A 22244-nucleotide genomic window follows, 5' to 3' on the forward strand; every position below is an offset into this window, starting at 1 on the left:
CCCATGAAGATCAAGTTCAAGTCGCAAGACTACCAAACAGCGGCGGTCGAGGCCGTGGTCGATTGCTTTGAGGGCCAGCCCAACACCTCCGGCCAAGTATACCGTATCGACCCCGGCCGCCGCGCGCAGATCCGGGCCGATGAAGACGGGTTCAGCAACGCGGCGATCGCCCCCGCTGTTCCCGTGCTGGAAAACATCCGCAAGGTGCAGCAGCGCCAAAACCTGCCGTTATCGGAAAGCCTGACCCACTTTGTCGATCAAAACGGTCGCACGAAACCCGCCAGCTACAAACCCGGTTCGGCCATCAACCTCGACATCGAGATGGAGACCGGCACGGGCAAGACCTATTGCTATATCAAGTCCATCTTCGAGATGAACAAGCGTTACGGCTGGTCCAAGTTCATCATCATGGTCCCATCGATCGCGATCCGCGAAGGCGTGGCCAAGTCGCTGGAAATGACGGCAGAGCATTTCGTTGAAAGCTACGGCAAGAAGGCGCGGTTCTTCATCTACAATTCCAAGCGGCTGCACGAGCTGGAGAGCTTCTCCTCGGACGCAGGCATCAACGTGATGATCATCAACGTGCAGGCGTTCAACGCGTCAGGGGCCGACAACCGACGGATTTACGAAGAGCTGGATGACTTCCAGTCCCGCAAGCCAATCGACGTGATTGCCAAGAACCGCCCTATCCTGATCCTCGATGAGCCGCAGAAGATGGAAGGCACGGCGACACAGAACGCCCTGCCTAAGTTCAACCCGCTGTTCATCCTGCGCTATTCGGCGACCCACAAGACGATCCACAACAAGGTACATCGTCTGGATGCGGTTGATGCGTTCAGCCAGAAGCTGGTCAAGAAGATCGAAGTGCGTGGCATTCAGGCCAAGGGTCTGACGGGCACGAATGCGTATCTCTATCTGGAAGGCATCCAGATTTCTAAAAGCGACCCGGTGGCGCGGATTGAGATGGAGGTAAAGACCAACTCGGGCATCAAGCGGGTGCTCCGCAAGATCGAAAAGGGCCGCAACCTGTTCGACCTGTCTAAGGGGCTCGATCAGTACCGTGATTTCGTCGTCTCCGACATCGACGCACGTGTCGACGAAGTGCACTTCACTAATGGGGCCGTTCTGAAGGCCGGTGAAGCGAGCGGGGACATCACCGAACGCGACATCCGCCGCATTCAGATCCGCGAGACAATCTCGGCCCATCTTGAGCGCGAAAAGCAGTTGTTTGCCAAAGGCATCAAGGTGCTGTCGCTTTTCTTCATCGACGAAGTGGCCAAGTATCGGGACTACGATGCTGAGGACGAAAAAGGCGAATATGCTCGGGTGTTCGAAGAGGAATACGAAGCGCTGAAAGCCGAGTATCTTGGCGAGTTGCCCTTGGAGGATGAGGCCTACCGAAAGCATCTGGACAGCATCGACGTCGGAGCAACCCACAACGGTTATTTCTCGATCGACAAAAAGGGCAAGCTCGTTGATCCAAAGGTCAAAGCGCGTGGTGAGTTCGCCGGTTTGACAGATGACGTTTCGGCCTACGATCTGATCCTAAAGGATAAGGAACGCCTGCTTTCCTTCGAAGAGCCGACGCGATTCATCTTCTCCCACTCCGCGTTGCGCGAGGGCTGGGACAACCCGAACGTCTTTGTGATGTGCATGCTCAAGCACAGCGACAACACCATATCGCGTCGCCAGGAGGTTGGCCGGGGACTCCGCATTTCGGTCAACAAGAACGGCGACCGCATGGATCACGCATCAACCGTGCATGACATCAACGTCCTGACCGTGGTGGCCAGCGAAAGCTACAAAGACTTTGTTGGCGGCCTTCAGAAAGAAATCGCGGAAAATCTGTCGGAGCGGCCACGCCAGGCGAACGCTGAATACTTTGAGGGCAAGTCGATCACCGTCAACGGTAGTGAAACCACAGTGTCCAAGGACATGGCCAAACGCATCGAGCGGTATCTCATCAAGAACGACTACATCGATGACAACGATGGCATCACAAAAGCGTATCATGAGGCGCGCGAGGCGGGCACGCTGGCTTCATTGCCCGATGAACTCCTCGACCAACAGGAACAGATCCTGCAGCTGATCGATACCGTCTTCAACGGAAGCCAGCTCGAGAACATGATGGGCGATGGCCGCAAGGGCAAACCGAACCTGCGAAACAAGAACTTCGAAAGGAAGGAGTTTCAGGAACTTTGGCAGCGCATCAACCGGAAGGCAGTCTATCAGGTCGAGTTTGACTCCAACGATTTGGTCCAACGCTGCGTCGATGCTTTGGACCGAGACCTCGTTGTCTCGCCTCTGCAATACGTCGTCACCGAAGGCCAACTTTCGAATGAGCTGACTGAGGCTCAGCTTCGAACCGGAGCTGCGTTCAAACAATCTGGTATACGCAGCGAAAAAAGCAGCTCTGCCCACTCGCTTGTTTCATATGATGTCATCGGCAAACTTGCCGAAGGTGCGGACTTGACGCGTGGGACGATCGGGAAAATTCTGACCGGAATGAGCGCTGCGAAGTTCTCGACGTTCCAGGCCAACCCTGAACAATTCATCTCTGAGGCAGCACGCATAATCAAAGAGCAGAAGGCCACGACTGTCATCGAGCATCTGACCTATGATGCAACTGCCGACAGATACGACACCGATATTTTCCCCGCGACCCAGAGTGGCACCGACCTAACGCAGGCCGTCGGGAAATTGCGAAACCACATCTATGACTATGCCGTGGTCGACTCTGTAGTCGAACGCAAGTTTGTCGAAGACCTGGATACAAGCGATGAAATCGTCGTCTATTCGAAGCTGCCGCAGGGGTTCTTGATCCCCACGCCTGTTGGCGACTACAACCCCGACTGGGCGATAGCCTTCAAAGAACACTCAGTGCAGCACATCTACTTTGTTGCGGAAACAAAGGGGTCCCAGCCGTCCCTCAAGTTCCGCGAATTGGAGCGAGAAAAAATCAAGTGCGCCAGAAAGTTCTTCGAGGAAATTGCGAATAGCGTCCCCAATGACCGGGTAAAGTATGATGTAGTCTCAGACTTTTCTGAGCTCATGTCTGCTGTTCGGGGTAACTAGCCTTGCTTTGGAGGCTACCTTTGTTCAGTCTCAATTTGAACCAAAACCGATTGTCCCAGCTAGCCCATAAGCATTTCGGTGAAGTGATTCAGCGTGAGAGCAGAAATCTGCAAATGTTGTCGGTGGCCATGCAGGACTACGCTCGGTTGCGATTGTGGGGGAGAAATTTGGTTTGAGGAGAGGATCGTATAGCGGAGGCCACACTATCATCAGAGCAGATGGTTCCTTTGGCTCGTTTGATCCGGCCGAAACCAGATACGAACCAAAGCGGGCTCAGAAAAACAAAACCAAAAGACCCAAGAAAGCGGTCAAGCCATCCAAGCCACTGCCGCTAGCCGCGCAACGCAAGATGTTGCTGAATATCGCAGCCGACGCCCGTGTATCGAACAGGAAACAAGGCCTGAAGTTTCCAAAGAATATCGGAGATGAGATTCAACAAGATGTGGCCCGCGCTGGCACAATCGAGGCTTGGGCATCCAAACAAGCGGGTTTTAACGAGTTGGTCAAAACCAAGCTTCAGAAGAAGCAAGCGAAAGCAAAACGGAAGAGCAATACCGCAGGCCCTGTGCAGGTAGAAGTTGTCGCCAAGCGTCGACGTGCAGTTCAAAAACCGAAGCCCGATCTTGATCGCATTGCCTTTCTAAAAGACGAGATCGCGCAGGCACGAGAGTTCATCAGCCTTGCAGAAAAGGAAATCAAACACTTGGAAAGCGGTTCAAGCTAGTCCTATGAGAGCCGCTTACGTCGAGACCGTGGCTACCGCTCGAAAAAGCGATAGCTGTTTTGGAACTGCCACGCTTTCGTACCGTCCCAGGTGCTCATTTGGAGCAATTCTCTTTCGAAAGCGACGTCCCGCGATCTGCGAGTTCGATCATCGCCAGGTTTTGCACGTGCGGCGAATGGCCAGTATGTGGGCTGCAGATGCAGAATCGAGACAGCGGGTCGGATGTCGGCTTAGGGCCGTTCGTGAAGCCCAATATGGCCGTTCTTCAGGATCGAGCAACGGGCCGACTTGGTTATTGTGACCCACTCAGTTTTACTGCATTTATGAAACAGATGGCATCGACGGGGCCAAGCAGTCATGAATGAACGTTTGCAATTCTACTATGCGCAGGACACCTGCTCACTGGCCTCCCACGTCGCATTGGAAGACGCCGGAGCGTTGTATGACTTGCATCGGTTATCGATCGAACAGGGCGACCATAACTCCGGCTCTTACCTTGAAATCAATCCGAAGGGCCGGGTACCTGCCTTGGTCACGCCGTCGGGTGTTCTGACCGAAACCCCCGCAATCCTTGTCTATATTTCGCAACTCTTTCCTGATGCACAGCTAGCGCCCGTTGGCGACCCGTATCAATTTGCGAGGCTTCAAGAATTCAACAGCTTCATGGCATCCACTTTGCACGTTGCCCATGCCCATCGTATGCGCGGGCATAGATGGGTCGACGATGAAGCGGCAATCGAAGCGATGCAGCGTAAGGTTCCGGTTACTGTTGCGGCAGCCTACTCACATATTGAGGATTTCTACTTGGACGGGCCGTTCGTGCTCGGCCAACGCTACTCTGTGGCCGATCCGTATCTTTTTACCTTTGCTCAGTGGATGGAACCGGACGGTGTCGATCCTCTTCAGTTTCCGAAGGTAGCGGAGCATCGAGAAATGATGGCCCAACGTCCGACCGTGCGACGAGCGCTGGAAGCTGAGTCGGCCTAGAGGTCCGGATGGATCTGTGTCGCGCGCGTTCGAGACCATCCAGATCTTGCGGAGGTATCGATCGGCCTTCTTAGTGATCCGGCCGAGCTTCTCCCTTCCGCCGCCAGATTTGTCGAGCGGGGTTAGGCCTATCTAAGCCGCGCTCACCCAGGTTTCCCACAAAGCAAAGGAACTGACCGTCGCTCCCGGCCGACCTCCGCGGGTATGGTGGTGGTGGCTTCGCCCCTTCACCTTGGGCTTGGAGAAACACTTTAATGGTAATATTTCTTTGAAGATGAATGGTCTTTTGACTCCTCTGTTCCCGGCATTCGCAAAGCGCCTGAAGCGGCAAAGGATCGCGTGCGGGATCAAACAGGACGCCCTGGCGCATGCGCTTGGCGTCAATCAGACAACCGTTTCGCGTTGGGAAAACGGAATACAAACTCCGGATGCAGATGTGCAGAGACAGGCATTCGAATGCCTGTCCCCGAAGGGCATTACCGATGCTGCGCTAAAGCGACTGGTCGAAGGGGCATCGTTTTGTGTCCACCTCGTGGATGAGGCCAGCCACGAGTGCCTGGCTTATTCCAAAAGCCGAGCAAAGGACTGGAATTCAACCGATCGCGGTATGGTCGGTGTTTCCTTGTGGCGTTTTGCAACCGAGGAAATCCGCCGTGCCGAAACCGAACTCGATGCCAAGGGTTGGTGGGACGAAGAGCATCCGCAACCTCAGTTCCTCGTGACGTCAGAGGCGATCTACCCGGAATTGAAGATCAGCGCAGGCGGAATGCTTTGGGAACGCTGTACCTCGCTGACGGGCGACCCGCACGTCTGGTCACCGGGCTTTAGCCCCCGCATTTTTTATGCGTGGCCCGGTCTCTGCCCGTCGGGTAGCTGGGGGCATGAACGCAAGGGTTCCAAAACCTCTTCTGATCCTTCTGCTCTGGTTTGCGGGCCTGGGCGCGGCGGCACAATTTGCAAAGATTGCAGTGCCCTTTGGTCTTTTCCGCCAAGCGTATCCAGACCTCGGCACGGAACTGGGCTGGCTTTTGTCTCTTGTGAGCTTGGTAGGCGCGATACTCGGTATTGTCACCGGCAGCGTCGTAGGACGGTTTGGAGCAAAGCGCATACTTGTATCCGGTCTCGCGCTTGGAGCGTTGATCTCATTCTGGCAGGCCATGCTTCCGTCCTTTCCGTCAATGCTGATCAGCAGGGTCGTTGAGGGCACGTCGCATCTTACGATCGTGGTCGCCGCGCCAACCTTGATCGCGCAGATCAGCGACCGGAGATATGTCGGCGCGGCCATGACCCTATGGAGCACGTTTTTCGGTGTTTCGTTTGCCGTCGTCGCGTGGGGAATAATGCCGTTTGTCAGCGTGAACAGCTTGGCATCGCTTCTTGCGGGACATGGCGCGTTTTTGCTGTCGATTGGCATCCTTGCGTCAATGTTCCTGCCGAACGCGAAGACCCCACAGCCCGCTCCTGGCGCGCGCGACACCGGTGTTCTGGTCGCCCATCGTCGTGCCTACGCATCGCCGTTTATCGCGGCACCGGGCGCTGGCTGGCTTGCCTATACACTAACCTTCGTGTCGCTACTGGCGCTGCTGCCAGGGCAATTGGCATAGGAAAACGCGGCTCAGGTCGCCGGGATGATGCCGATGGCCAGCATAGCGGTTTCCTTGATGATCGTTCCGCTACTACTGCGTGGAACCGGCAGCGTGGCGATCATTGTGGCGGGATTTGCTCTCGCGGGCGCGCTTGTGTTGCTCAACGTGTTTGTGGGCTTCGGGGCCGGTTTTGCGATTGCGCTTTTCGCCGTTCTTGGACTCGTTCAGGGGGCGAGCTTTACGGCGGTTCCAGAGTTGAACAGTGATGTTGAGCATCAGGCGCTCACCTATGGTCTCATGGCCCAATTGGGTAACACTGCCAACCTGCTGGGCACGCCGCTCTTGCTGTTCGTATCAGGTAGGTTTGGCGATCTTGGAATGCAGCTGTGTGTCGCTCTTCTCTTTTTGTTCGGGATCGCTCTCCACGCAATTTTGGCCTTCCGGCGAACCGCAAGGATGCGTTGATCCTACGATCACACCGATGAGCCTCTGATGAGGCGCCCGAATAACCCGATCTGATCTCATATTTGGCCGACCTCTCGTCAGTCCTTGATCTACACCGGCGCCAGGTTCAACGGTTGCGATGTGCGAACTGCGCGCAGCGAAAAATTCGATCTGATTTGCTCGACTGCGTCGATCGTCAGAATCTGCTCCGTCAGCAGGCGTTCGTAAGCGGTCAGATCGGAAACAACGATCTCGGCCAGGAAATCGGCATCGCCGGAAACCATGTGACAGGCGACAAGGCCCGGGATCCCCGAGAGGCTTTCCGCCACAAGCGCCGCGTTCTGCCGGGAATGGCGCGCAACCGTGATTTCTACGAACACGGTCAGCGCCAGCCCGACCGCTTCACGGTCAATGATGGCTTTGTAGCCAGCGATCACACCCTGTCCCTCTAACAGTTTGACCCTTCTCAGACACGGCGAGGGCGACAATCCGACGCGATCGGCAAGTTCGGCATTGCTCAGACGCCCTTCATTCTGAAGTGTCGATACGATTCGTTTGTCAATATCATCCATATTGGCACGTTATGCCAAATAACGTCGAATTCAACACTAATCATGCCAATACCTTGATATGCCCGATTGGTCTTTGGCAGGACATGCGGCCTGCTCCAGTGGTATCGCAGGTGGCATGAAGACTGGCTTTGAGCCGGTAAGATTACAGAGAAGGAGACGCCGATGATCACGCGCATCTGGTATGGCTATGCCACGCACGAAAACGCAGACCGCTACCAAGAAGTCGTCACCGGCGAGGTCATTCCCGGCATTCTGGCGATGAGTATTCCCGGCTTCCAGGGCATTGAATTATCGCGGAGGACCCGGGAGGAGGACGTGGAGTTCATCACGATCATGCGCTTCCGAGATCTCAACGCCGTGAAGGGTTTTGTCGGCGACGACTACGAGAGGTCTCATGTCCCACCACATGCCCGCCAGGTGCTGGCGCACTACGACGCGCGCGCGCAGCACTACGACACTTTGCTGGTCGAGGAGGCGCGATAGTCCCGCCGCTTTGCTTCAGCGCGCCGTCGGGCGGCTCGAAAGCGTCACCGGGCTTTGTAGCCCTCGCATTTTTTATGCGTGGCCCGGTCTGAGCCCATCGGGTTGCAGGGGACATGGCACAGAGCAGCCAATCCGATGATCGCGCCTTAAGAAAACCATCCCTGGAGTTTCCATGTCCGTTCAACAAAACAACCCACTTCGCGGCCGTCTCAACGCGTGGTTCCTCGCTGCCATCGATAGCTACGTGAACCACCTTCTACATGCGAAGAAATTCGCTCTTTTTGCCGACTTGTCAGGCACGGTCGTTGAGATCGGGCCCGGCGTTGGCGCGAACTTGACGTATCTGGCTGGTGCGCATCGCGTGATTGGCATCGAACCCAACGCCCAGATGCGCCCGATTTTAGAACGGCGGGCGGCGCGGCGCAGCATAAACCTTGAGATCCTCCCGGTTGGCGCAGAAGCAACAGGCTTGCCCGAAGCATCGGTGGACTTCGTCGTCTGCACACTCGTTTTGTGCACTGTTGGTGAGCCGCGCAGGGTCCTCGAAGAAGTTCGCCGGATACTCAAACCGGGTGGAAAGTTTCTATTTGTGGAACATGTAGAAGCGCCGCATGGATCAGTGTTGAGACACCTGCAAAGGTTACTGCGGCGGCCTTGGCGTTATGTGTTCGAGGGGTGTTGTCTGGACCGGGACACTGCATCGCTGATCCGCGCCGTTGGCTTCTCAAGCTGCGAAATCGATCAGTATCGGCTAAAAAGCCCATTTGTTCCGGTGAATGTGCAAATTGCGGGCGTCGCCGTTGTCTAACAGCAGAGTATGACTTGGTGGAGCGTTGGCTCGTGAACTGATCACGAAGTTCATGGCGACGCACATGCCATACATCGACCCAGTTGAGGAATTGGATATGACGATTGAAATCAGACCTTTTGACGAGCGCTATACCGAAGAGTTACTCGATCTCAGCCTCCAAGCCTGGGCACCCGTTTTCGAAGCAATGGCGAAGACCAACGACAAATTCGTTCTGGATGCGTTCTATCCCAATGGATGGGAAGTGCGTCAAGTCGCGGACATAAAGGCGCTCCTGAAGGATGCGACCTGCGAAGTGTGGGCCGCACATGCGAAAGACAGCCTAGTGGGCTTCGTCGGTCTGCGGGTCCATCCAGAGGACAAGATGGGGGAAATCCACATTGTCGCGGTGGCGCCCGAGCATCAGCGGCGCGGGGTCGCAACGGCGTTGATGTCATTCGCCAATGACGAGTTCAGACGCGCAGGATTGAAGATGGTGATGGTAGAGACCGGTGGTGATCCCGGGCACGAGGCGTCGCGCGCCGCATACGAGAGCTTCGGATTCCGCCGCTGGCCAGTCGCGCGCTACTTCATGGAGCTGTGATGTTGAGCCATGCGCCCTCAGAACTTGGCTTTACCTGCGGATAGGCAACAACTGGACGAGGCACCATCCCGTGATGAATGGTCTGCCGTCACTATAGCACCACGTCTCATATCTTCCGCACTGCGGATTCAGGCCAGAAACGCTTGGTTCCGACAGTTCCACGCCTATAGCCGCTGTATCGTATCACTAACCCGCGCGATCCCGGGTCCAAACTCAGAAAGAAAGAGCGATGAACATCACAACCGAAAGGGGCGAGTTCCCTTGTCTTGATCAGGGAGACGGGCATCCCGTTCTTTTCGTTCATGGCGCGGCGAGCGACCACCGAACATGGTCGCCTGTCGTCAAAGCGCTTGGGGATCGGTTTCGCTGCGTCGCGCCCACTTTGCGCTGGTTTGGCAAGCACTCCTGGCGAGAGGACGGGCCTTCTTTCTCCGAAGCTGCGCATGCGGTCGATCTCGTCTCAATCCTGACGACGATCAATGCGGGTCCGGCCTATGTCGTTGGTTGGTCCTACGGAGCGAACGTCGCCCTGCGTGTTGTGGCCGCCCGTCCCGATCTCGTCTCTGGTGTCCTGATCTACGAACCGAGCGCACCATGGCTGGCACCTAGTCCCGACGATGCGGCAATGCTCAACGAGGACGCCCTTGAGGTTTTCGCTCCCGTCATGGCTGCACTTTCGGCCGGGGACACAAAGCGATCAGTTGAACACCTTGTAGCTGCCTCCGGAGCGGGCCGCCGGTTCGCTCTCCTGCCGCACCACTTGCAAGCTTGGGCACTCGAAAACGCACATACTATGCCCCATCTGGTAGGCACCAAGACAAGCGGCGACGCCGAAGCGCCTGAGTTGGCCAATCTCGCACAGTTGGGAGTGCCCATCTCAGTTGCCTGGGGTGCATGTTCGCGACCAATGTGGGCGGTTCCGTCCCGTGCGGCGGCGGGCTGTCTTAATGGCAACCACCGAGAGATCGCCGGAGCGGACCACCTCTGGCCCGTATCCGACCCGACCAGCTTTGCGGACTTGGTCGCGTCGTGCTTGACTGATGACAAACTGCCATCCCGTGCACAGAGCACCCCATGAAAAAGTATAGCTCGTTCCTGCCCCTCCTCGTGGTATCGCGCATCTGCACAACTGCTGTGTTCATGACATACGCTGCCTGCCTCGTGACCTTGATGGAAGCCTGGGACATGACGGCGGCCCAGGCGGGGGCCGTTCAGGCTGGGTTCACCGCGGCGTTTGCGGTGTCGCTCCTGGTCGCGTCGCTCGCCTGTGATCGATTGGGGGCGAAGTTCGTTTACCGGGTTTCCACCATTCTCGTTGCACTGACCGCTCTTGCATTTGCTGTCTATGCGCGTTCCCAGCCGTCCGCATTGCTTCTGGTCTCCTTGATCGGTCTCGCTCAAGGCGGGACCTACACGCCAGCATTGATGCTCGCTTCGGCCAACGTAGCGGCAGCGCGCAAGGCATCGGCGATGGGATGGGTCCTATCCGGCATGTCCGCAGGCTATGTCATCTCGATCCTGACTGCGAGCACTATGCTGGAGTGGTTCGACTACAGAGCCGCTTTCCTGCTAACAGCCTTCATATCCGTTTTTGGCGTTCCATTCGGATACTTGGCAACCGCTCGGGTTGAAGAGCCAACTAGAACCGCTTTACCCGCTGCCGCACCGTTCTCTGCCCACGCCCGACGCCAAACCATACTTCTTACCGTCGGCTATGTCGGACATTGCTGGGAGTTGTTCGGCGCCTGGGCCTGGGTTCCTGCCTTTGTGGCATCGTCGCTCCTCCTCGCGGGAGAGACATCCTTCACCGAGATCGGCATCTGGACTGCCTGCGCTTTGCACCTGACAGGATTTTTCTCGTCTATTCTCTCGGGCTATGCATCGGACCGCTTCGGTGCTCGCAGCGTGCTGATTGGGTTTGCTGTTCTCGGAATGCTCTGCTCATTCATCTTGGGCTGGTTGCCAGCAATCGGTCCGGTTGCCTTGATGATCGTCGTTGCGATGTATGGATTTGTCATCATCGGAGATTCCGCGGTCTTATCCTCCGCCATGACGGACACGGTGCCCGCCCACAAGCTGGGTGCCGCGTTGGGTGTCCGATCCGTATTGGGTATCGGAAGCGGAGCATTGGCTCCGATCGGCTTTGGGATCACTCTGGACGTCTTGCCGGAGACACTCCAATGGCCTGGCGCATTCTCCGTGCTTGGACTTGGCGGATCTGTGGCTCTGGTTTGCGCGCTGTTACTAAGGAAAGCTGACTGAAGCTCCACTTGTCGTGCTGTTATGGCGGCGAAGTTTCCTCCCACGTCAGGCACGTATCTGAGGGTACGTTGTTGCGTTGCTAAATCCGTATTACCCCTTGGAATTGATGCCGGCAGAATAGGAAAAGACAGTTATTCGACTATGCTTTTCCGAGTGACGTCCGTGGGAGTGATAATTCTCACGCTTCTCGTTACCGAGATTCGAAAAGACTGGAGACACTGGTTGAATGTCCGCTATGCGGGCTGCACACGCAGCATACATGACCCATGCTGGAGGTCGGCTAAGGGCCGAAATTGCGCCTTAGACGCGTTTTGCATCCAAAAGGACATGCAGAGCGCATCTGGCAGCTATCCCAGGACCCGCTGCCGCGTTATTACTCATAGCGAATTGATGCAGACGAAATCATCAAGCCCTTCGACGCCGTAAACGGGCGGGACTTAAGACCTTTTCCATAACAGGGCCGCCTCCGTTCGGTTTTGCACGCCTAGACGCTTGAGAATGGCGGAGATGTGCAGTTTGACCGTACCTTCCGAGATATCCATCTCGTTCGCAATGTCTCTGTTTTTGGATCCTCGCGACACGGCTTCTAGGATCTGTTGCTGCCGCGCCGTCAAATTCGACAACAGATCGGCAGAGTCTTCAGGCGCGCGCGCAACAACCACATTTGACGGCTCGACCAAATCTCGAGCTGCGATCAACGCGCGTTCGAATTCACTGAAGACGCGTTTTACGTTGAGGTTCTTGGGACCATTGTCGTCGAGCTGTATAACCGCGTTGCGTAGTCGCGACAGCCCCTCAAGAACGTCCTGCGCAGCGATGTACGAAAATCGACCCTCCGACGTTTCGTTCTGTCGAACCTGCCTCAATGTGCGTTCAAGTGCGGCACGTGCTGCATGGCGATCTGTTACATCGAGCGCCACGCCGTCCCAGATGACCGTTCCATCCTCGAGACGCCGGGGGTTCCCGATGGACCGGACCCACCGATACCCACCATCGGCATGGGTCACCCGGACCTCTTCATCCAACCGGGTCAGCTCTGCGGCCGAATGCTCAAGCGCCGCGATGAAACCGGGGCGATCTTCTGGGTGAAGCCACCTGTGATCCACATCCTCCAGCTGCATCAACTCTGCCGGATCCAATCCGAAAGATGCTTTCAACCCTGCACTAACATAGCTGTAACGGTACTTCCCTTCGGGTGTTCTAAGGCGTTGCATTGTGTGGCCGGCAAAGGCGCCACCTAACAAATCAGCAACGTCGTGCGCCACATTCCCGGGTGAATTTGACTCATTCATATAACTTAAGGTATATTCTTTGCCACCATTTGCAACGTGTTTATAACTTAAGTCTGGATTTCCTATTCCTGTTCGACCATCGTCAAGCCGACTCGCTTGCATGCGGGCGCGTTTGGGAGGGCGCGGAATGCAGAAGATTATCATCGAAGCGCGGGTGAATGAGTTGGCAACGCGGGTGGGCAACCCGCATGTGCCGTTCCTGCCCTCTGAGATCATCGCCGATGCCAAAGCGTGCTATGACGCGGGCGCTTCGATTGTGCACTTCCATGGGCGACATGACGATGGAACCCCGTCCCATGATCCCAATTTCTATCTTGAGACCAACGCCGGGATCCGGGCCGGGTCGAACATTCTGATCCACCCCACGCTCGGTTACGTCGCCAATGACGCGGATGCGAAGGGACGGTTTGCGGCCATTGAGGAGATGATGAAATCAGTGGAAACCGCGCCGGATTTCGCGCCGATGGATACTGGCAGCGTGAATGTGGATTGGTGGAACCCCGGCGAAGGCAAGTACGACACCACCGAATTGATCTACAAGAACTCGACTGGCACGCTGATGTATTTCGCTGAGCGTATCCGGCACTACAACCTGACCCCCTATCTCGTCAGTTGGAATGTCAGCTTCACCCGCCAGATCGAGCAGTTTCTTAAAATGGGTGTGCTCGAAGCGCCAGCCTATGTCTGCTTCTGCATGACCGATGAGATCATTTTCGCCGGTCATCCGGGCACCAAGGCCGGGCTGGATGCCCATACCGCGTTCCTGCCGCCTGAGTTTGAAACCATCTGGACGGTCGTGAACTACAAGGGCGATCTTTTCGAGCTGACCGAAAAGATCATCCGTCAGGGCGGGCATGTCTCCATCGGACTTGGCGACTACGCCTATATGGACGGCGCGCGGCATATGACCAATGCCGAGGTCATTGCCAAGGTCGCTGACCAGGCGCGTAGCCTTGGGCGCGAGCCAGCGACCGTGGCTGAGACACGCCAGATACTCAACATGAAGACCCCTCGTATCGCGGCGTGAGATCGCGAGCGAAAACCGACATCTCAGGGAGGAAAAAGAGATGAATATAAGGACACTACTTCTGGGTGGCGCGATGGCGGCCACAACCTGGTCCGCTGCGTTGGCGGAGGATTTCCGCATGCAGACATTCCTGGGCGCCACCGCTGCCACCACCACGGCCTTCGAGGACATGGCCACGGAGCTTGCTGAAGCCACCGATGGCGCGGTGCAAATTCAGGTCTTCCCCGCAGGCTCTGTCGTAGGACCAACCGCGACGATGGAAGCCATCATGAATGGCCTCTTGGATGGCCAGTACACTGGCCCAACCTTCTTTGCGGGACTGGACCCCGCATTCGCGGTCTTTGGCGACACGCTTGCGGCGTATCCCGACGTCGAAACACGCGCGCGCTGGTTCAGTGAAGGCGGCGGGCTGGAGTTGGGTCGGGAGCTCTATGCCGATTACGGGATGCATCTGATCTGCATCGTGCATTGGCCCAGTGAGCAGATCCCATCGACCGTTCCAATTCGTTCGGTTGCGGACTTCGATGGCATCACCATTCGGGCACCCGGGGGGCTGCCGTCCGACCTATTGACGCGCGCTGGCGCGCAGCTGGTGAACCTCACACCCGGTGACGCGATCACGGCACTCGAAACCGGGGCGCTTGACGCGTCGGACCTGGCCAATGTGGGGCTGAATATGGCCTTTGGCATGTATCAGAATGCACCGTATTCGATCCGCGCCGGACATTCGATGCCGGTCACCGAGATGTCCGTTTCGATGGATAAATGGGACGCACTCGCACCAGAACACCAGGTGGCCTTCACCGAGGCCTGCCAGGGCCTGTCTGCCACGCTTGAAACCGTACTGGGCGAGCAGGAAGAGGCCGCCATCGCCGAAGCGCGCGACGATCTGGGCGTGGAGTTCATCGCGTTCAGCGACGAAGACGCCGAGATTTTCCGCAGCATGTTGCAGGAGGTCTGGGACGATTGGGGATCCCGCAACGAGCGCGCGGCGCAGATCGTTGAAAGCCACCGTGCCTTCCTCAACGAGTTGGACGGATCGTAGGATCGTTCACATGCCCCGGGCCGTGATACATCGGGCCGGGGTTAACCCAAGGTGGCCTCATGATGCGTTTCACCCAAATGGTCGGCACAGTCACGGCCTTCGGTTTCGGCATCATCGCATTGATGATGGTTGTCGAGGTCGTCGCACGTTACGGCTTCGATGCGCCCACGTTCTGGGCCCATGAAATCGCCGGATTATTGGGCGCGGTGGCTTTCCTCTTCGGTGGCGCCTTTTGCATGGCCGAACGAAGCCACATGCGGATATCCGTCGTCGCGGATCGGTTGCCCCGCAAGCTGCGGCTGGTCTTGGAGGGCATTGGCCACTTGTGTGGCGTCATCTTTCTGGCCGGGCTTGCTGTTTCGGGCTGGAACCTCGCCCAGAGCGCCGCGTTCCGCTTCATGCCCAATGGTACATGGTTCCCCGAACGCTCCGGCACCTCGTGGAACACGCCGCTTCCGGCCTTCATCAAGGTGGCGTTGTGTCTGGCCGCGGCGCTGTTTCTGATCATTGTTCTGATCCGGATTTGGCGACTCTTGACCCGTGGAGAGGAGAGCTATCCGCCCCAGGACATCCCTCAAGGCACCATCCCGCCCGAGACGGGCGAAGGCCCACGGCACTGACCCTCATGGATATCGGGACCATCTCCATTCTCATCGTTGTCGCGATGATGACCCTGTTGGTGCTGGGCGTTCCGGTTGCCTTCGTGTCGGGGGCCATCGCGGTGGTACTGACCGTAGCCAGTTTCGGGCCCAACGGCCTGTTCCTGATCGGGGCGCGCACGGCGGAATTCGTCGGGTCCTTCGAACTGATCGCCGTGCCGATGTTTGTACTCATGGCCAGTTTCATGGAAAAGTCCGGCGTCGCCCGAGACCTCTACAACGCGTTCCATGTCTGGGCCGGGAGCCTGCGGGGCGGGATCGGAGTCGTGACAATCTTCGTCGCCGTCGTGCTGGGAGCGACAACGGGGATTATTGGTGGCGAAATCGTTCTGCTGGGCCTGATCGCCCTGCCGCAAATGCTGCGGCTGAGGTATGACAAGAAGCTCGCCATCGGGATCATCACCGCGGGAGGATCACTCGGCACGATGATCCCGCCCTCGATCATCCTGATCTTCTACGGGCTGACCGCGCAGGTCTCAATTTCGCACCTGTTCCTGGCGACGCTGGTGCCCGGCCTTATGCTGGCCAGTTTCTACGTGATCTATGTGCTTGGCCGCTGCTGGATGACCCCGGCGCTTGGCCCCGCCCTTTCGGCGGAGGAGCGCGACATTCCCTTGGCCGAGAAACTGGCGCTGTTCAAAGGCGTCATCCTGCCGGTGCTCGTAGCCTCCGGCGTGCTGGTCTCAATCTATTTCGGCTTCGCCTCGATCACCGAGAGCGCGGCTTTGGGGGCGTTCGGTGCGGCGGTGGCAGCCGGAGTTCGGGGCGTGCTGACCTGGACCCTGATCCGCGAAGTGATGGTTCAAGCGATGCGTACCTGCGGCATGGTCTTCTGGCTTGTCTTCGGCACCAACGCGCTGATCGGCGTCTATAACCTGATGGGCGGCATCGCTTTCGCCGGAGACGTCCTGTCCGGGATTTCCGACAACCCGTCAATCATCCTCGCTGTTATGGTCGGCGTTTTCATCCTTCTGGGGTTTTTCATCGACTGGATCGGCATCCTGTTCCTGACCATGCCGATTTTTCTGCCGGTTCTGATCGAGCTTGGCTACGACCCGATCTGGTTCGGCATCGTCTTCAACCTATCGATGCAGATCGCCTACCTGACGCCACCCTTTGGGCCCGCGTGCTTCTACCTCAAAGGGGCGGCACCCGAGGGCGTGACCCTGCAAGACATCTTCTCCGCGCAATGGCCCTTCATCGGGTTGCAGATCCTGGCCCTGACCATCGTCATCCTGTGGCCTGATCTGTCGCTCTGGCTGCCGCGCTTGGTTTACGGGTGACCCATGGCTGACCCTTCGATCCTGAATACACTTGGGGCTGGTCCCACCGCCAACACGCTCGGCCCCGACGAACGCCTTGCCGCGCTGAAGATGATGCTGCGCATCCGCCGGTTCGAGACCCGGGCGAAGGAGCTGTTTCTGCAAGGCGTCATCAAGGGCACCGCGCATTCCAGCATCGGCCAGGAGGCAATTGCCGCGGGCGCCTGCGCCGTACTGGAGCCGCGCGATTTCATCCTGACCCACCATCGTGGCCACGGGCACACCATCGCCAAGGGCGCCGATCTGGGCCGCATGTTCGCCGAGTTGATGGGGCGTGAGGCCGGTTATTGCGCCGGGCTTGGCGGGTCGATGCATATCGCAGATTTCGACAACGGCATCCTTGGCGCAAACGGCATTATCGGGGCGGGCATGGGCCTCGGCACTGGCGCGGCACTGGCCGAACAACTCGACAACACCGACGCCATCGGGATCAGCTTTTTTGGCGATGGCGCTGTGAATGAAGGCATTTTTCATGAGGCGATGAACCTTGCCGCGATCTGGAGGTTGCCGCTGATTTTCTTATGCGAAAACAACCAATACGGGCTGACAACGCCGACCGAGGCGGTCACGGCGGGGAGCACGATTGCGGGCCGCGCCGACGCCTACGCCATGCCTAACGAACGGATCGACGGAAACGATCTGCCCGCCATCCATGCGGCCGTAACCCGTGCCGCTTTGCGTGCGCGGGCAGGCGACGGGCCGACCCTGATCGAGGCGCTGACCTACCGTTGGGACGACCATTCCATGCGTGCCAACCTGCCGGCTTACCGTACCGAGGATGAGGAAGAAGCGTGGAAATCCCGCGACCCGATTGTCCGCTTGAGCGAGGATCTGGCGGCACGCTCGGAACTGGACGACACGCTCTGTACGTCGTTGACGCGGGACGCCGAGGCGGAGGTCGAAGCCGCCATCGATTGGGCCAAGGCACAGGCCGAACCCGATATGGACGGGGCCATAGCGCTGGTCAGCCCGCCCCGCCGGCTGCTGCACGCCGCACCCTCCGCACTCGGCACCCGTGAGATCACCTATGCGCAAGCCATCACCGAGGCCTTCGTGCAGGAAATGCAACGCGACGAGGACGTCATCATCCTGGGCGAGGATATCGGCAAGACCGGTGGCATTTTCGGCCTGACCCGTGGCCTCTTCGATCAATTCGGCCCGGAGCGTGTGCGCGACACGCCGATCTCCGAAGGCGCGATTGCGAGCTGTGGCGTCGGCGCAGCCATGCGCGGCAAACGCGTCGTGGTCGAGGCGCAGCTATGGGACTTCGTGACCCTGATGATGGACGCCATCGTCAATCAGGCCGCCAAGGCGCGCTTTATGCTGGGCGGCAAGGCCAAGGTCCCCATCGTGTTCCGTGGCCCGCAAGGTGCGGGCATCCGGCTGGCCGCACAGCATTGCCAATCGTTGGAGATGTTCTTTGCCAATGTGCCGGGGCTGGAGGTCTATGCCCCCGCCTCCGCCTATGACGCCAAAGGGCTGATGAGTGCCGCCATTCGCCATGACGGACCGGTCGTGTTCCTCGAACACAAGTTGCTCTATCTCGGCCAGGCGCAGCCCGTGCCGGAGGAGCACTATCTGATCGAACCGGGCCGCGCGCGGATCGTGCGGGAAGGGGCCGACTGCACCGTGATCGCCACGCTCGCCATGGTCGAGCGGGCCGTCCAGGCCGCTGAAAAGCTGGCCGGTGAGGGCATCAGCGTCGAGGTGATCGACCCGCGCACCATCAAGCCGCTCGACATCGACACCATTGCGGCAAGCGTTCGCAAAACCAACCGCGCCGTGGTCGTCCATGAGGCGCCGCTTTTCGGCGGGTTCGGCGGAGAAATCGCCTCCGCGATTACCGAGGCCGCCTTCGATTGGCTCGACGCACCGGTCGCTCGCATCGGCGCGCCGGAAATGCCCGTGCCCTATAACGACCGGCTCGAACGCCAATACATGCCCAATGCCCGGCGCATCGCCGAGGCTGTCAAAACCGTCTGCTACAGGAGGTAGCCCTATGCCCACCCGCAAAGTCATCATCCCAGAGGGGATGGAAAACATCTATGACACCTATCATTACGCCCCCGGCATTCTGGTCGGCGACACACTATACTGCTCCGGCCAGGTGGGCCGGGACGCGGGCCTTAACGTGGTCGAAGCCGCCGAGGCGCAATTCACCCAGGCGTTCGAGAATGCAGGCAAGGTTCTTGCTGCGGCCGGGGCCAGCTTCGACGATGTGGTGGAACTGGAAAGCTGGTTTGCAGGCTCGATGGACGAGCTCAAGACCTTCATGGCGGTGAAAGACCGCTACTTCATCAACCGCTACCCGACATGGACCGGGTTCTCCGTCAACGGGTTCTCGATGCCCGGCATCTTGGTCGAGATCAAATGCAAGGCCATCCTCGGACTGGAAGACGCATGACACGGGATCTTCGGGCGCTTCTGAAATCGGATGAGGTGACCCTTGGCACATGGTCCCAGATCGCCGCGCCAGAATTGGTGGACCTGATCGGCCTGAACGGTTTCCAGTTCACGATCATCGATTGCGAACACGGGGTCTTCGGGATGGAGACTGCCGAAAACCTCGCTCGGGCCGCTGACGCAAATGACATCGGCTGCGCCGTGCGGTTGCCGAAAAACGACCCAGTGCTGATCATGAAGGCGCTCGATGCAGGCATCCGGCACGTGGTTGTACCCAACCTGTCCTCCGGCGAAGAGGCCGCGCGCGCTGTGGCCGCGACACGCTTTGCCCCGCGCGGCCTGAGGGGCGCCTGCCCGTGTTGCCGGTCCGGAGGGCACTTCATTCGGAACTGGCAGGACTACGTAACCAAAGAAGAGGCCCGCGTCGGGATCATCGCTCTGGTCGAAACGGTCGAAGGGCGTGACAACATCCGCGAGATCTGCGCGACCGAGGACTTGCGCGCGCTGATGATCGGCCCATTCGACCTGTCTGTTTCAATGGGGCTTAACGGCGATTGGAGGCACCCGGATGTGCGCACCGCTGTGGCAGAAATGGTCGCTTGTGCGGCTGACGTCGGCCTTCCCGTGATAATGCCCGTTTTTTCGCCCGATCCGGCAGAATGCGCAGAGCTCGTTGCGTCTTGGCGGCAGTCTGGCGTGTCTTGCTTTGTCGTCGGCTCAGACAAAATCCTGATCGCAACGGCGTTCGGACAATGGGTTTCAACGCTGTCTCCCCGGTGAGCATGGTCGCAGATTCTTCCGAGCAGCACTTTCTACAAAACCTATAGCTGTCGCGCGCTAAGAAGTCGGTCAGCACCGCCGACAGGATTGGGAAACGATGCCACGCGTTTGCGAGAAATAGAAAAAGCCGCGCCCAATCCTTGGCGCGTCAGCAGTGCCATGGACATTAAGGTCGGCTCATTGAGCTGAATGGGCTTCAGGAGCGGCGTTATACTGTGACATCAGAAATACTCAATACCGGAGAAGTTTCGCCTGGGATGAATTCGCCTCTCATCGTATTTCCTATGCGCAGTGAAGGTCGGCTATGACGGCTCGCGCAGCGGCAATCGATACCGCTGCTGACCCCATGACCTATCGAATTCCTTCCCTGGAAGGCCCCAAAGCGTTTGAAGCGGCCGCGCGACATCTGAGTTTCAAAGCGGCGGCAGCCGAGCTAGGGGTGACGGCCGGTGCCGTCAGTCAGCAGGTTAAACGGCTGGAGATGTCTCTGGGAATTTCGCTTTTCCGGAGGCTGCCACAGGGATTGTTGTTGACGAGAGAGGGTGCAGCGTACCTCCCCGATGTTTCTCGCGCTTTCGACGTTTTGACGGACGCGACCGAGGCGGTTGCACCTGCGCTCAACGGTCGGAAATCAAGCATCGGCGTGGATCCCGTTATCGCCAACCGTCTGCCAAAAGGATGGCCCCGGCACTCAACGGAGCTTGAGCCGTATGTCCGGGAGACGCGACCAATGGATGACGTTGAGTTGATCTGGTCTAACGAACTTGATGCACTGCTGCTTGCCGCCAAAACACGACAAGGAGCTCTAGCAGAACGCGCTGTCTGCCTAAGTGGCGCTACCACGTCATTTTATTTCGTTACCCGGCCTGGTCTGGCTGAGTGCCGTCAATCGCGCGCCATACTTGAGGCACTGGAGTCTTAGGAACTGACTACGAAAGTATGCAGGACTGGTTCCAAATTCTTGCATTCGTGAATGTCCGCTTTGCGGGCTGCAAACGCGGCAATTTGGCCCTGGGCTCAGAGTCCGCTAAGGGCCGACCTCATCGCCGAGATCCGGGCCTGTCAATACGATGCTGCGCCGCATCTGACGACCGCAAGGAGCCCTCTTGCCCTTATTTCTGCGACGCAACGAAAGTCTGCCTTGCCGAACAGTTCAGAATGTGCATCGCGGGCGTCGATGCAGAATGTGGCGAATAGTGGCTGACAACCCTTATTTTAGACTCTGCGGATCACCCCAACGGTCGCGTCTTTGTTGATTTATCAGTGGGAAAAGTATCTGTTGTGTGCTTTCTAACAGCAGACAGTTCAATGAAGGGCTTCCGACAATGCCGGCGAAATGCAACGAATGGAAGGTAGGGCAACCTTGGCGTGGCTTGGCTTGGACCATCGTTGCCTTGGGTGCGGTTTTGGTTTTTACGTCTGCCGCATCGGCTGACGGCACACTAAGCCTCAACGATCGTCTGTCTTTGTGCGTTGAAACGGAATTCTATGAGATCGATAGCTGTTATCACACCCTTGCAGAACTTGCGGAGCAAGAGATGGTGGATGCTTATCTTGTCGCAAAGGTGGCCGTGGAGGACTTCGACAAACGTGAAACTCAGGCCCCAACCGCTGTTGAACGTTTGCAAAACGCGCAAACGTCATTTGAGGAATATAGAAAAATACACTGCGAATGGCCTGATGTGTTCACAAACTTCGTGGGCCACAACTGGAGTGTACGAGAATGGCTTGTTTGCAGGACAGAACTGACTTTGTTCAGGGTTGAGCAGCTAGGCGACATCAGCTCTTACGATCCCGATAACGAGGTCAACAAGTAAGAAGAACGGAAATCGCTGATACCTGAGGTGCATAGCCAATCAAACGTCAGCAGATACAGAGATTTAGTCGCAACTCTTTGCTTGTTTTCTAGAGATAAGTCCGGAGATCGGACATTTAAGTCTAATTGCGTCAAAGGCCGTTTTGTCCCGCATGTTACCAATTTATTCGCTGTGCAGTGAAAGACGATGTTTCCCGAACCGGACTTTCGTGATCTGTGTGGCGAAAGTGCTGGAAGATGAAGATTTTCTGATGCGGGCCATGGCGCGAGGTCTCAGCTTGGCCGTAAGGGTGGCCCGCGTTGGAAAATCTCTCAGGGTGGAAGCCGCGGGGGTTGGCGGTGTCTATGGGGAAAGTGTGCTGCCGGTTGGATCTGA

At 57.8% G+C, this 22244-nt stretch carries 21 protein-coding genes and 3 pseudogenes; 20 read left to right on the top strand and 4 right to left on the bottom strand.

Annotated features, from left to right (window positions below; all coding sequences use genetic code 11):
- Positions 1–3 precede the first annotated feature (3 nt).
- The 3 genes from ACFWW2_RS11160 (at position 4) to ACFWW2_RS11170 (ending at position 4786) form a co-directional block, all read left to right on the top strand.
- Positions 4–3075 (top strand): type III restriction-modification system endonuclease, encoded by a 3072-nt coding sequence (locus tag ACFWW2_RS11160; protein ID WP_393928138.1) that lies wholly within the window; start codon positions 4–6, stop codon positions 3073–3075.
- 154 nt (positions 3076–3229) lie between these two features.
- Positions 3230–3799, top strand: coding sequence for a hypothetical protein (locus tag ACFWW2_RS11165; protein ID WP_393928139.1), 570 nt, complete (start codon positions 3230–3232; stop codon positions 3797–3799).
- 357 nt (positions 3800–4156) lie between these two features.
- Positions 4157–4786: a glutathione S-transferase family protein gene (locus tag ACFWW2_RS11170; RefSeq protein ID WP_393928141.1), complete on the top strand. Its 630-nt coding sequence runs from the start codon at positions 4157–4159 to the stop codon at positions 4784–4786.
- 48 nt (positions 4787–4834) lie between these two features.
- Here ACFWW2_RS11170 and ACFWW2_RS11175 read toward each other — a convergent pair.
- Positions 4835–4918, bottom strand: a pseudogene (locus ACFWW2_RS11175) (transposase); the annotation flags it as partial.
- Positions 4919–5060: 142 nt separating this feature from the next.
- Here ACFWW2_RS11175 and ACFWW2_RS11180 point away from each other — a divergent pair.
- The 3 genes and pseudogenes from ACFWW2_RS11180 to ACFWW2_RS11190 all read left to right on the top strand — a co-directional run.
- Positions 5061–5171 (top strand): annotated as a pseudogene (locus tag ACFWW2_RS11180) (hypothetical protein); the annotation flags it as partial.
- Positions 5172–5667: 496 nt separating this feature from the next.
- Positions 5668–6390 (top strand): MFS transporter, encoded by a 723-nt coding sequence (locus tag ACFWW2_RS11185; protein WP_393928165.1) that lies wholly within the window; start codon positions 5668–5670, stop codon positions 6388–6390.
- Between the two features lie 27 nt (positions 6391–6417).
- On the top strand, positions 6418–6837 hold the full coding sequence (locus ACFWW2_RS11190) for a hypothetical protein (RefSeq protein ID WP_393928142.1): 420 nt from the start codon (positions 6418–6420) through the stop codon (positions 6835–6837).
- 89 nt (positions 6838–6926) lie between these two features.
- On the opposite strand, the gene ACFWW2_RS11195 is transcribed toward ACFWW2_RS11190, so the two are convergent.
- Together ACFWW2_RS11195 and ACFWW2_RS11200 are read right to left on the bottom strand one after the other, a co-directional pair.
- Positions 6927–7253 carry an Lrp/AsnC family transcriptional regulator gene (locus tag ACFWW2_RS11195; RefSeq protein ID WP_393928166.1) on the bottom strand — a complete coding sequence of 109 codons (327 nt, stop codon included), beginning with the start codon at positions 7251–7253 and terminating at the stop codon, positions 6927–6929.
- A gap of 6 nt (positions 7254–7259) precedes the next feature.
- Positions 7260–7388, bottom strand: a pseudogene (locus ACFWW2_RS11200) (Lrp/AsnC family transcriptional regulator); the annotation flags it as partial.
- A gap of 162 nt (positions 7389–7550) precedes the next feature.
- On the opposite strand from ACFWW2_RS11200, the gene ACFWW2_RS11205 reads away from it, so the two are divergent.
- The 5 genes from ACFWW2_RS11205 (at position 7551) to ACFWW2_RS11225 (ending at position 11524) form a co-directional block, all read left to right on the top strand.
- Entirely contained in the window at positions 7551–7871 is a 321-nt protein-coding gene (locus tag ACFWW2_RS11205; protein ID WP_393928143.1) for a hypothetical protein, read from the top strand.
- Positions 7872–8043: 172 nt separating this feature from the next.
- Positions 8044–8679 (top strand): class I SAM-dependent methyltransferase, encoded by a 636-nt coding sequence (locus tag ACFWW2_RS11210; protein WP_393928144.1) that lies wholly within the window; start codon positions 8044–8046, stop codon positions 8677–8679.
- 97 nt (positions 8680–8776) lie between these two features.
- A complete protein-coding gene (locus ACFWW2_RS11215; RefSeq protein WP_393928145.1) occupies positions 8777–9262 on the top strand; it encodes a GNAT family N-acetyltransferase in 486 nt (161 codons plus the stop codon).
- A 229-nt stretch (positions 9263–9491) separates the two neighbouring features.
- Positions 9492–10340 carry an alpha/beta fold hydrolase gene (locus ACFWW2_RS11220; protein ID WP_393928146.1) on the top strand — a complete coding sequence of 283 codons (849 nt, stop codon included), beginning with the start codon at positions 9492–9494 and terminating at the stop codon, positions 10338–10340.
- Positions 10337–11524 (top strand): MFS transporter, encoded by a 1188-nt coding sequence (locus ACFWW2_RS11225; protein ID WP_393928147.1) that lies wholly within the window; start codon positions 10337–10339, stop codon positions 11522–11524. The genes ACFWW2_RS11220 and ACFWW2_RS11225 overlap by 4 nt, the downstream gene beginning before the upstream one ends.
- Before the next feature lie 437 nt (positions 11525–11961).
- Here ACFWW2_RS11225 and ACFWW2_RS11230 read toward each other — a convergent pair whose 3' ends face one another.
- Positions 11962–12738: a LuxR C-terminal-related transcriptional regulator gene (locus ACFWW2_RS11230; protein ID WP_393928148.1), complete on the bottom strand. Its 777-nt coding sequence runs from the start codon at positions 12736–12738 to the stop codon at positions 11962–11964.
- 205 nt (positions 12739–12943) lie between these two features.
- On the opposite strand from ACFWW2_RS11230, the gene ACFWW2_RS11235 reads away from it, so the two are divergent.
- The 9 genes from ACFWW2_RS11235 to ACFWW2_RS11275 all read left to right on the top strand — a co-directional run bounded on the left by ACFWW2_RS11235 (position 12944) and on the right by ACFWW2_RS11275 (position 21869).
- The gene (locus tag ACFWW2_RS11235; RefSeq protein ID WP_393928149.1) at positions 12944–13843 is read left to right on the top strand and encodes a 3-keto-5-aminohexanoate cleavage protein; all 900 of its coding nucleotides are present in this window, start codon (positions 12944–12946) and stop codon (positions 13841–13843) included.
- A 40-nt stretch (positions 13844–13883) separates the two neighbouring features.
- The gene (gene dctP, locus ACFWW2_RS11240) at positions 13884–14888 is read left to right on the top strand and encodes a TRAP transporter substrate-binding protein DctP (protein ID WP_393928150.1); all 1005 of its coding nucleotides are present in this window, start codon (positions 13884–13886) and stop codon (positions 14886–14888) included.
- A gap of 62 nt (positions 14889–14950) precedes the next feature.
- Positions 14951–15508 (top strand): TRAP transporter small permease subunit, encoded by a 558-nt coding sequence (locus ACFWW2_RS11245; protein ID WP_393928151.1) that lies wholly within the window; start codon positions 14951–14953, stop codon positions 15506–15508.
- Positions 15509–15513: 5 nt separating this feature from the next.
- The gene (locus ACFWW2_RS11250; RefSeq protein WP_393928152.1) at positions 15514–16830 is read left to right on the top strand and encodes a TRAP transporter large permease subunit; all 1317 of its coding nucleotides are present in this window, start codon (positions 15514–15516) and stop codon (positions 16828–16830) included.
- A gap of 3 nt (positions 16831–16833) precedes the next feature.
- Positions 16834–18864: a pyruvate dehydrogenase complex E1 component subunit beta gene (locus ACFWW2_RS11255; protein WP_393928153.1), complete on the top strand. Its 2031-nt coding sequence runs from the start codon at positions 16834–16836 to the stop codon at positions 18862–18864.
- Positions 18865–18868: 4 nt separating this feature from the next.
- Positions 18869–19273, top strand: coding sequence for a RidA family protein (locus ACFWW2_RS11260; protein ID WP_393928154.1), 405 nt, complete (start codon positions 18869–18871; stop codon positions 19271–19273).
- The gene (locus ACFWW2_RS11265; RefSeq protein ID WP_393928155.1) at positions 19270–20052 is read left to right on the top strand and encodes an HpcH/HpaI aldolase family protein; all 783 of its coding nucleotides are present in this window, start codon (positions 19270–19272) and stop codon (positions 20050–20052) included. Before ACFWW2_RS11260 ends, ACFWW2_RS11265 begins: the two co-directional genes overlap by 4 nt.
- A 304-nt stretch (positions 20053–20356) precedes the next feature.
- A complete protein-coding gene (locus ACFWW2_RS11270) occupies positions 20357–20974 on the top strand; it encodes a LysR family transcriptional regulator (protein ID WP_393928156.1) in 618 nt (205 codons plus the stop codon).
- A gap of 403 nt (positions 20975–21377) precedes the next feature.
- Positions 21378–21869 carry a lysozyme inhibitor LprI family protein gene (locus ACFWW2_RS11275; protein ID WP_393928157.1) on the top strand — a complete coding sequence of 164 codons (492 nt, stop codon included), beginning with the start codon at positions 21378–21380 and terminating at the stop codon, positions 21867–21869.
- Positions 21870–22244 lie beyond the last annotated feature (375 nt).

The organism is Yoonia sp. R2-816, assembly GCF_046762905.1.
In the GTDB taxonomy this organism is placed as follows: Bacteria; Pseudomonadota; Alphaproteobacteria; order Rhodobacterales; family Rhodobacteraceae; genus Yoonia.

Bases quoted from the DNA above. Each gene is read 5' to 3' on its own strand.
- ACFWW2_RS11160 (WP_393928138.1), top strand. From the start codon at position 4: ATGAAGATCAAGTTCAAGTCGCAAGACTACCAAACAGCGGCGGTCGAG.
- ACFWW2_RS11170 (WP_393928141.1), top strand. From the start codon at position 4,157: ATGAATGAACGTTTGCAATTCTACTATGCGCAGGACACCTGCTCACTG.
- ACFWW2_RS11185 (WP_393928165.1), top strand. From the start codon at position 5,668: ATGAACGCAAGGGTTCCAAAACCTCTTCTGATCCTTCTGCTCTGGTTT.
- ACFWW2_RS11190 (WP_393928142.1), top strand. From the start codon at position 6,418: ATGCCGATGGCCAGCATAGCGGTTTCCTTGATGATCGTTCCGCTACTA.
- ACFWW2_RS11205 (WP_393928143.1), top strand. From the start codon at position 7,551: ATGATCACGCGCATCTGGTATGGCTATGCCACGCACGAAAACGCAGAC.
- ACFWW2_RS11210 (WP_393928144.1), top strand. From the start codon at position 8,044: ATGTCCGTTCAACAAAACAACCCACTTCGCGGCCGTCTCAACGCGTGG.
- ACFWW2_RS11215 (WP_393928145.1), top strand. From the start codon at position 8,777: ATGACGATTGAAATCAGACCTTTTGACGAGCGCTATACCGAAGAGTTA.
- ACFWW2_RS11220 (WP_393928146.1), top strand. From the start codon at position 9,492: ATGAACATCACAACCGAAAGGGGCGAGTTCCCTTGTCTTGATCAGGGA.
- ACFWW2_RS11225 (WP_393928147.1), top strand. From the start codon at position 10,337: ATGAAAAAGTATAGCTCGTTCCTGCCCCTCCTCGTGGTATCGCGCATC.
- ACFWW2_RS11230 (WP_393928148.1), bottom strand. From the start codon at position 12,738: ATGCAACGCCTTAGAACACCCGAAGGGAAGTACCGTTACAGCTATGTT.
- ACFWW2_RS11235 (WP_393928149.1), top strand. From the start codon at position 12,944: ATGCAGAAGATTATCATCGAAGCGCGGGTGAATGAGTTGGCAACGCGG.
- dctP (WP_393928150.1), top strand. From the start codon at position 13,884: ATGAATATAAGGACACTACTTCTGGGTGGCGCGATGGCGGCCACAACC.
- ACFWW2_RS11245 (WP_393928151.1), top strand. From the start codon at position 14,951: ATGCGTTTCACCCAAATGGTCGGCACAGTCACGGCCTTCGGTTTCGGC.
- ACFWW2_RS11250 (WP_393928152.1), top strand. From the start codon at position 15,514: ATGGATATCGGGACCATCTCCATTCTCATCGTTGTCGCGATGATGACC.
- ACFWW2_RS11255 (WP_393928153.1), top strand. From the start codon at position 16,834: ATGGCTGACCCTTCGATCCTGAATACACTTGGGGCTGGTCCCACCGCC.
- ACFWW2_RS11260 (WP_393928154.1), top strand. From the start codon at position 18,869: ATGCCCACCCGCAAAGTCATCATCCCAGAGGGGATGGAAAACATCTAT.
- ACFWW2_RS11265 (WP_393928155.1), top strand. From the start codon at position 19,270: ATGACACGGGATCTTCGGGCGCTTCTGAAATCGGATGAGGTGACCCTT.
- ACFWW2_RS11270 (WP_393928156.1), top strand. From the start codon at position 20,357: ATGACGGCTCGCGCAGCGGCAATCGATACCGCTGCTGACCCCATGACC.
- ACFWW2_RS11275 (WP_393928157.1), top strand. From the start codon at position 21,378: ATGCCGGCGAAATGCAACGAATGGAAGGTAGGGCAACCTTGGCGTGGC.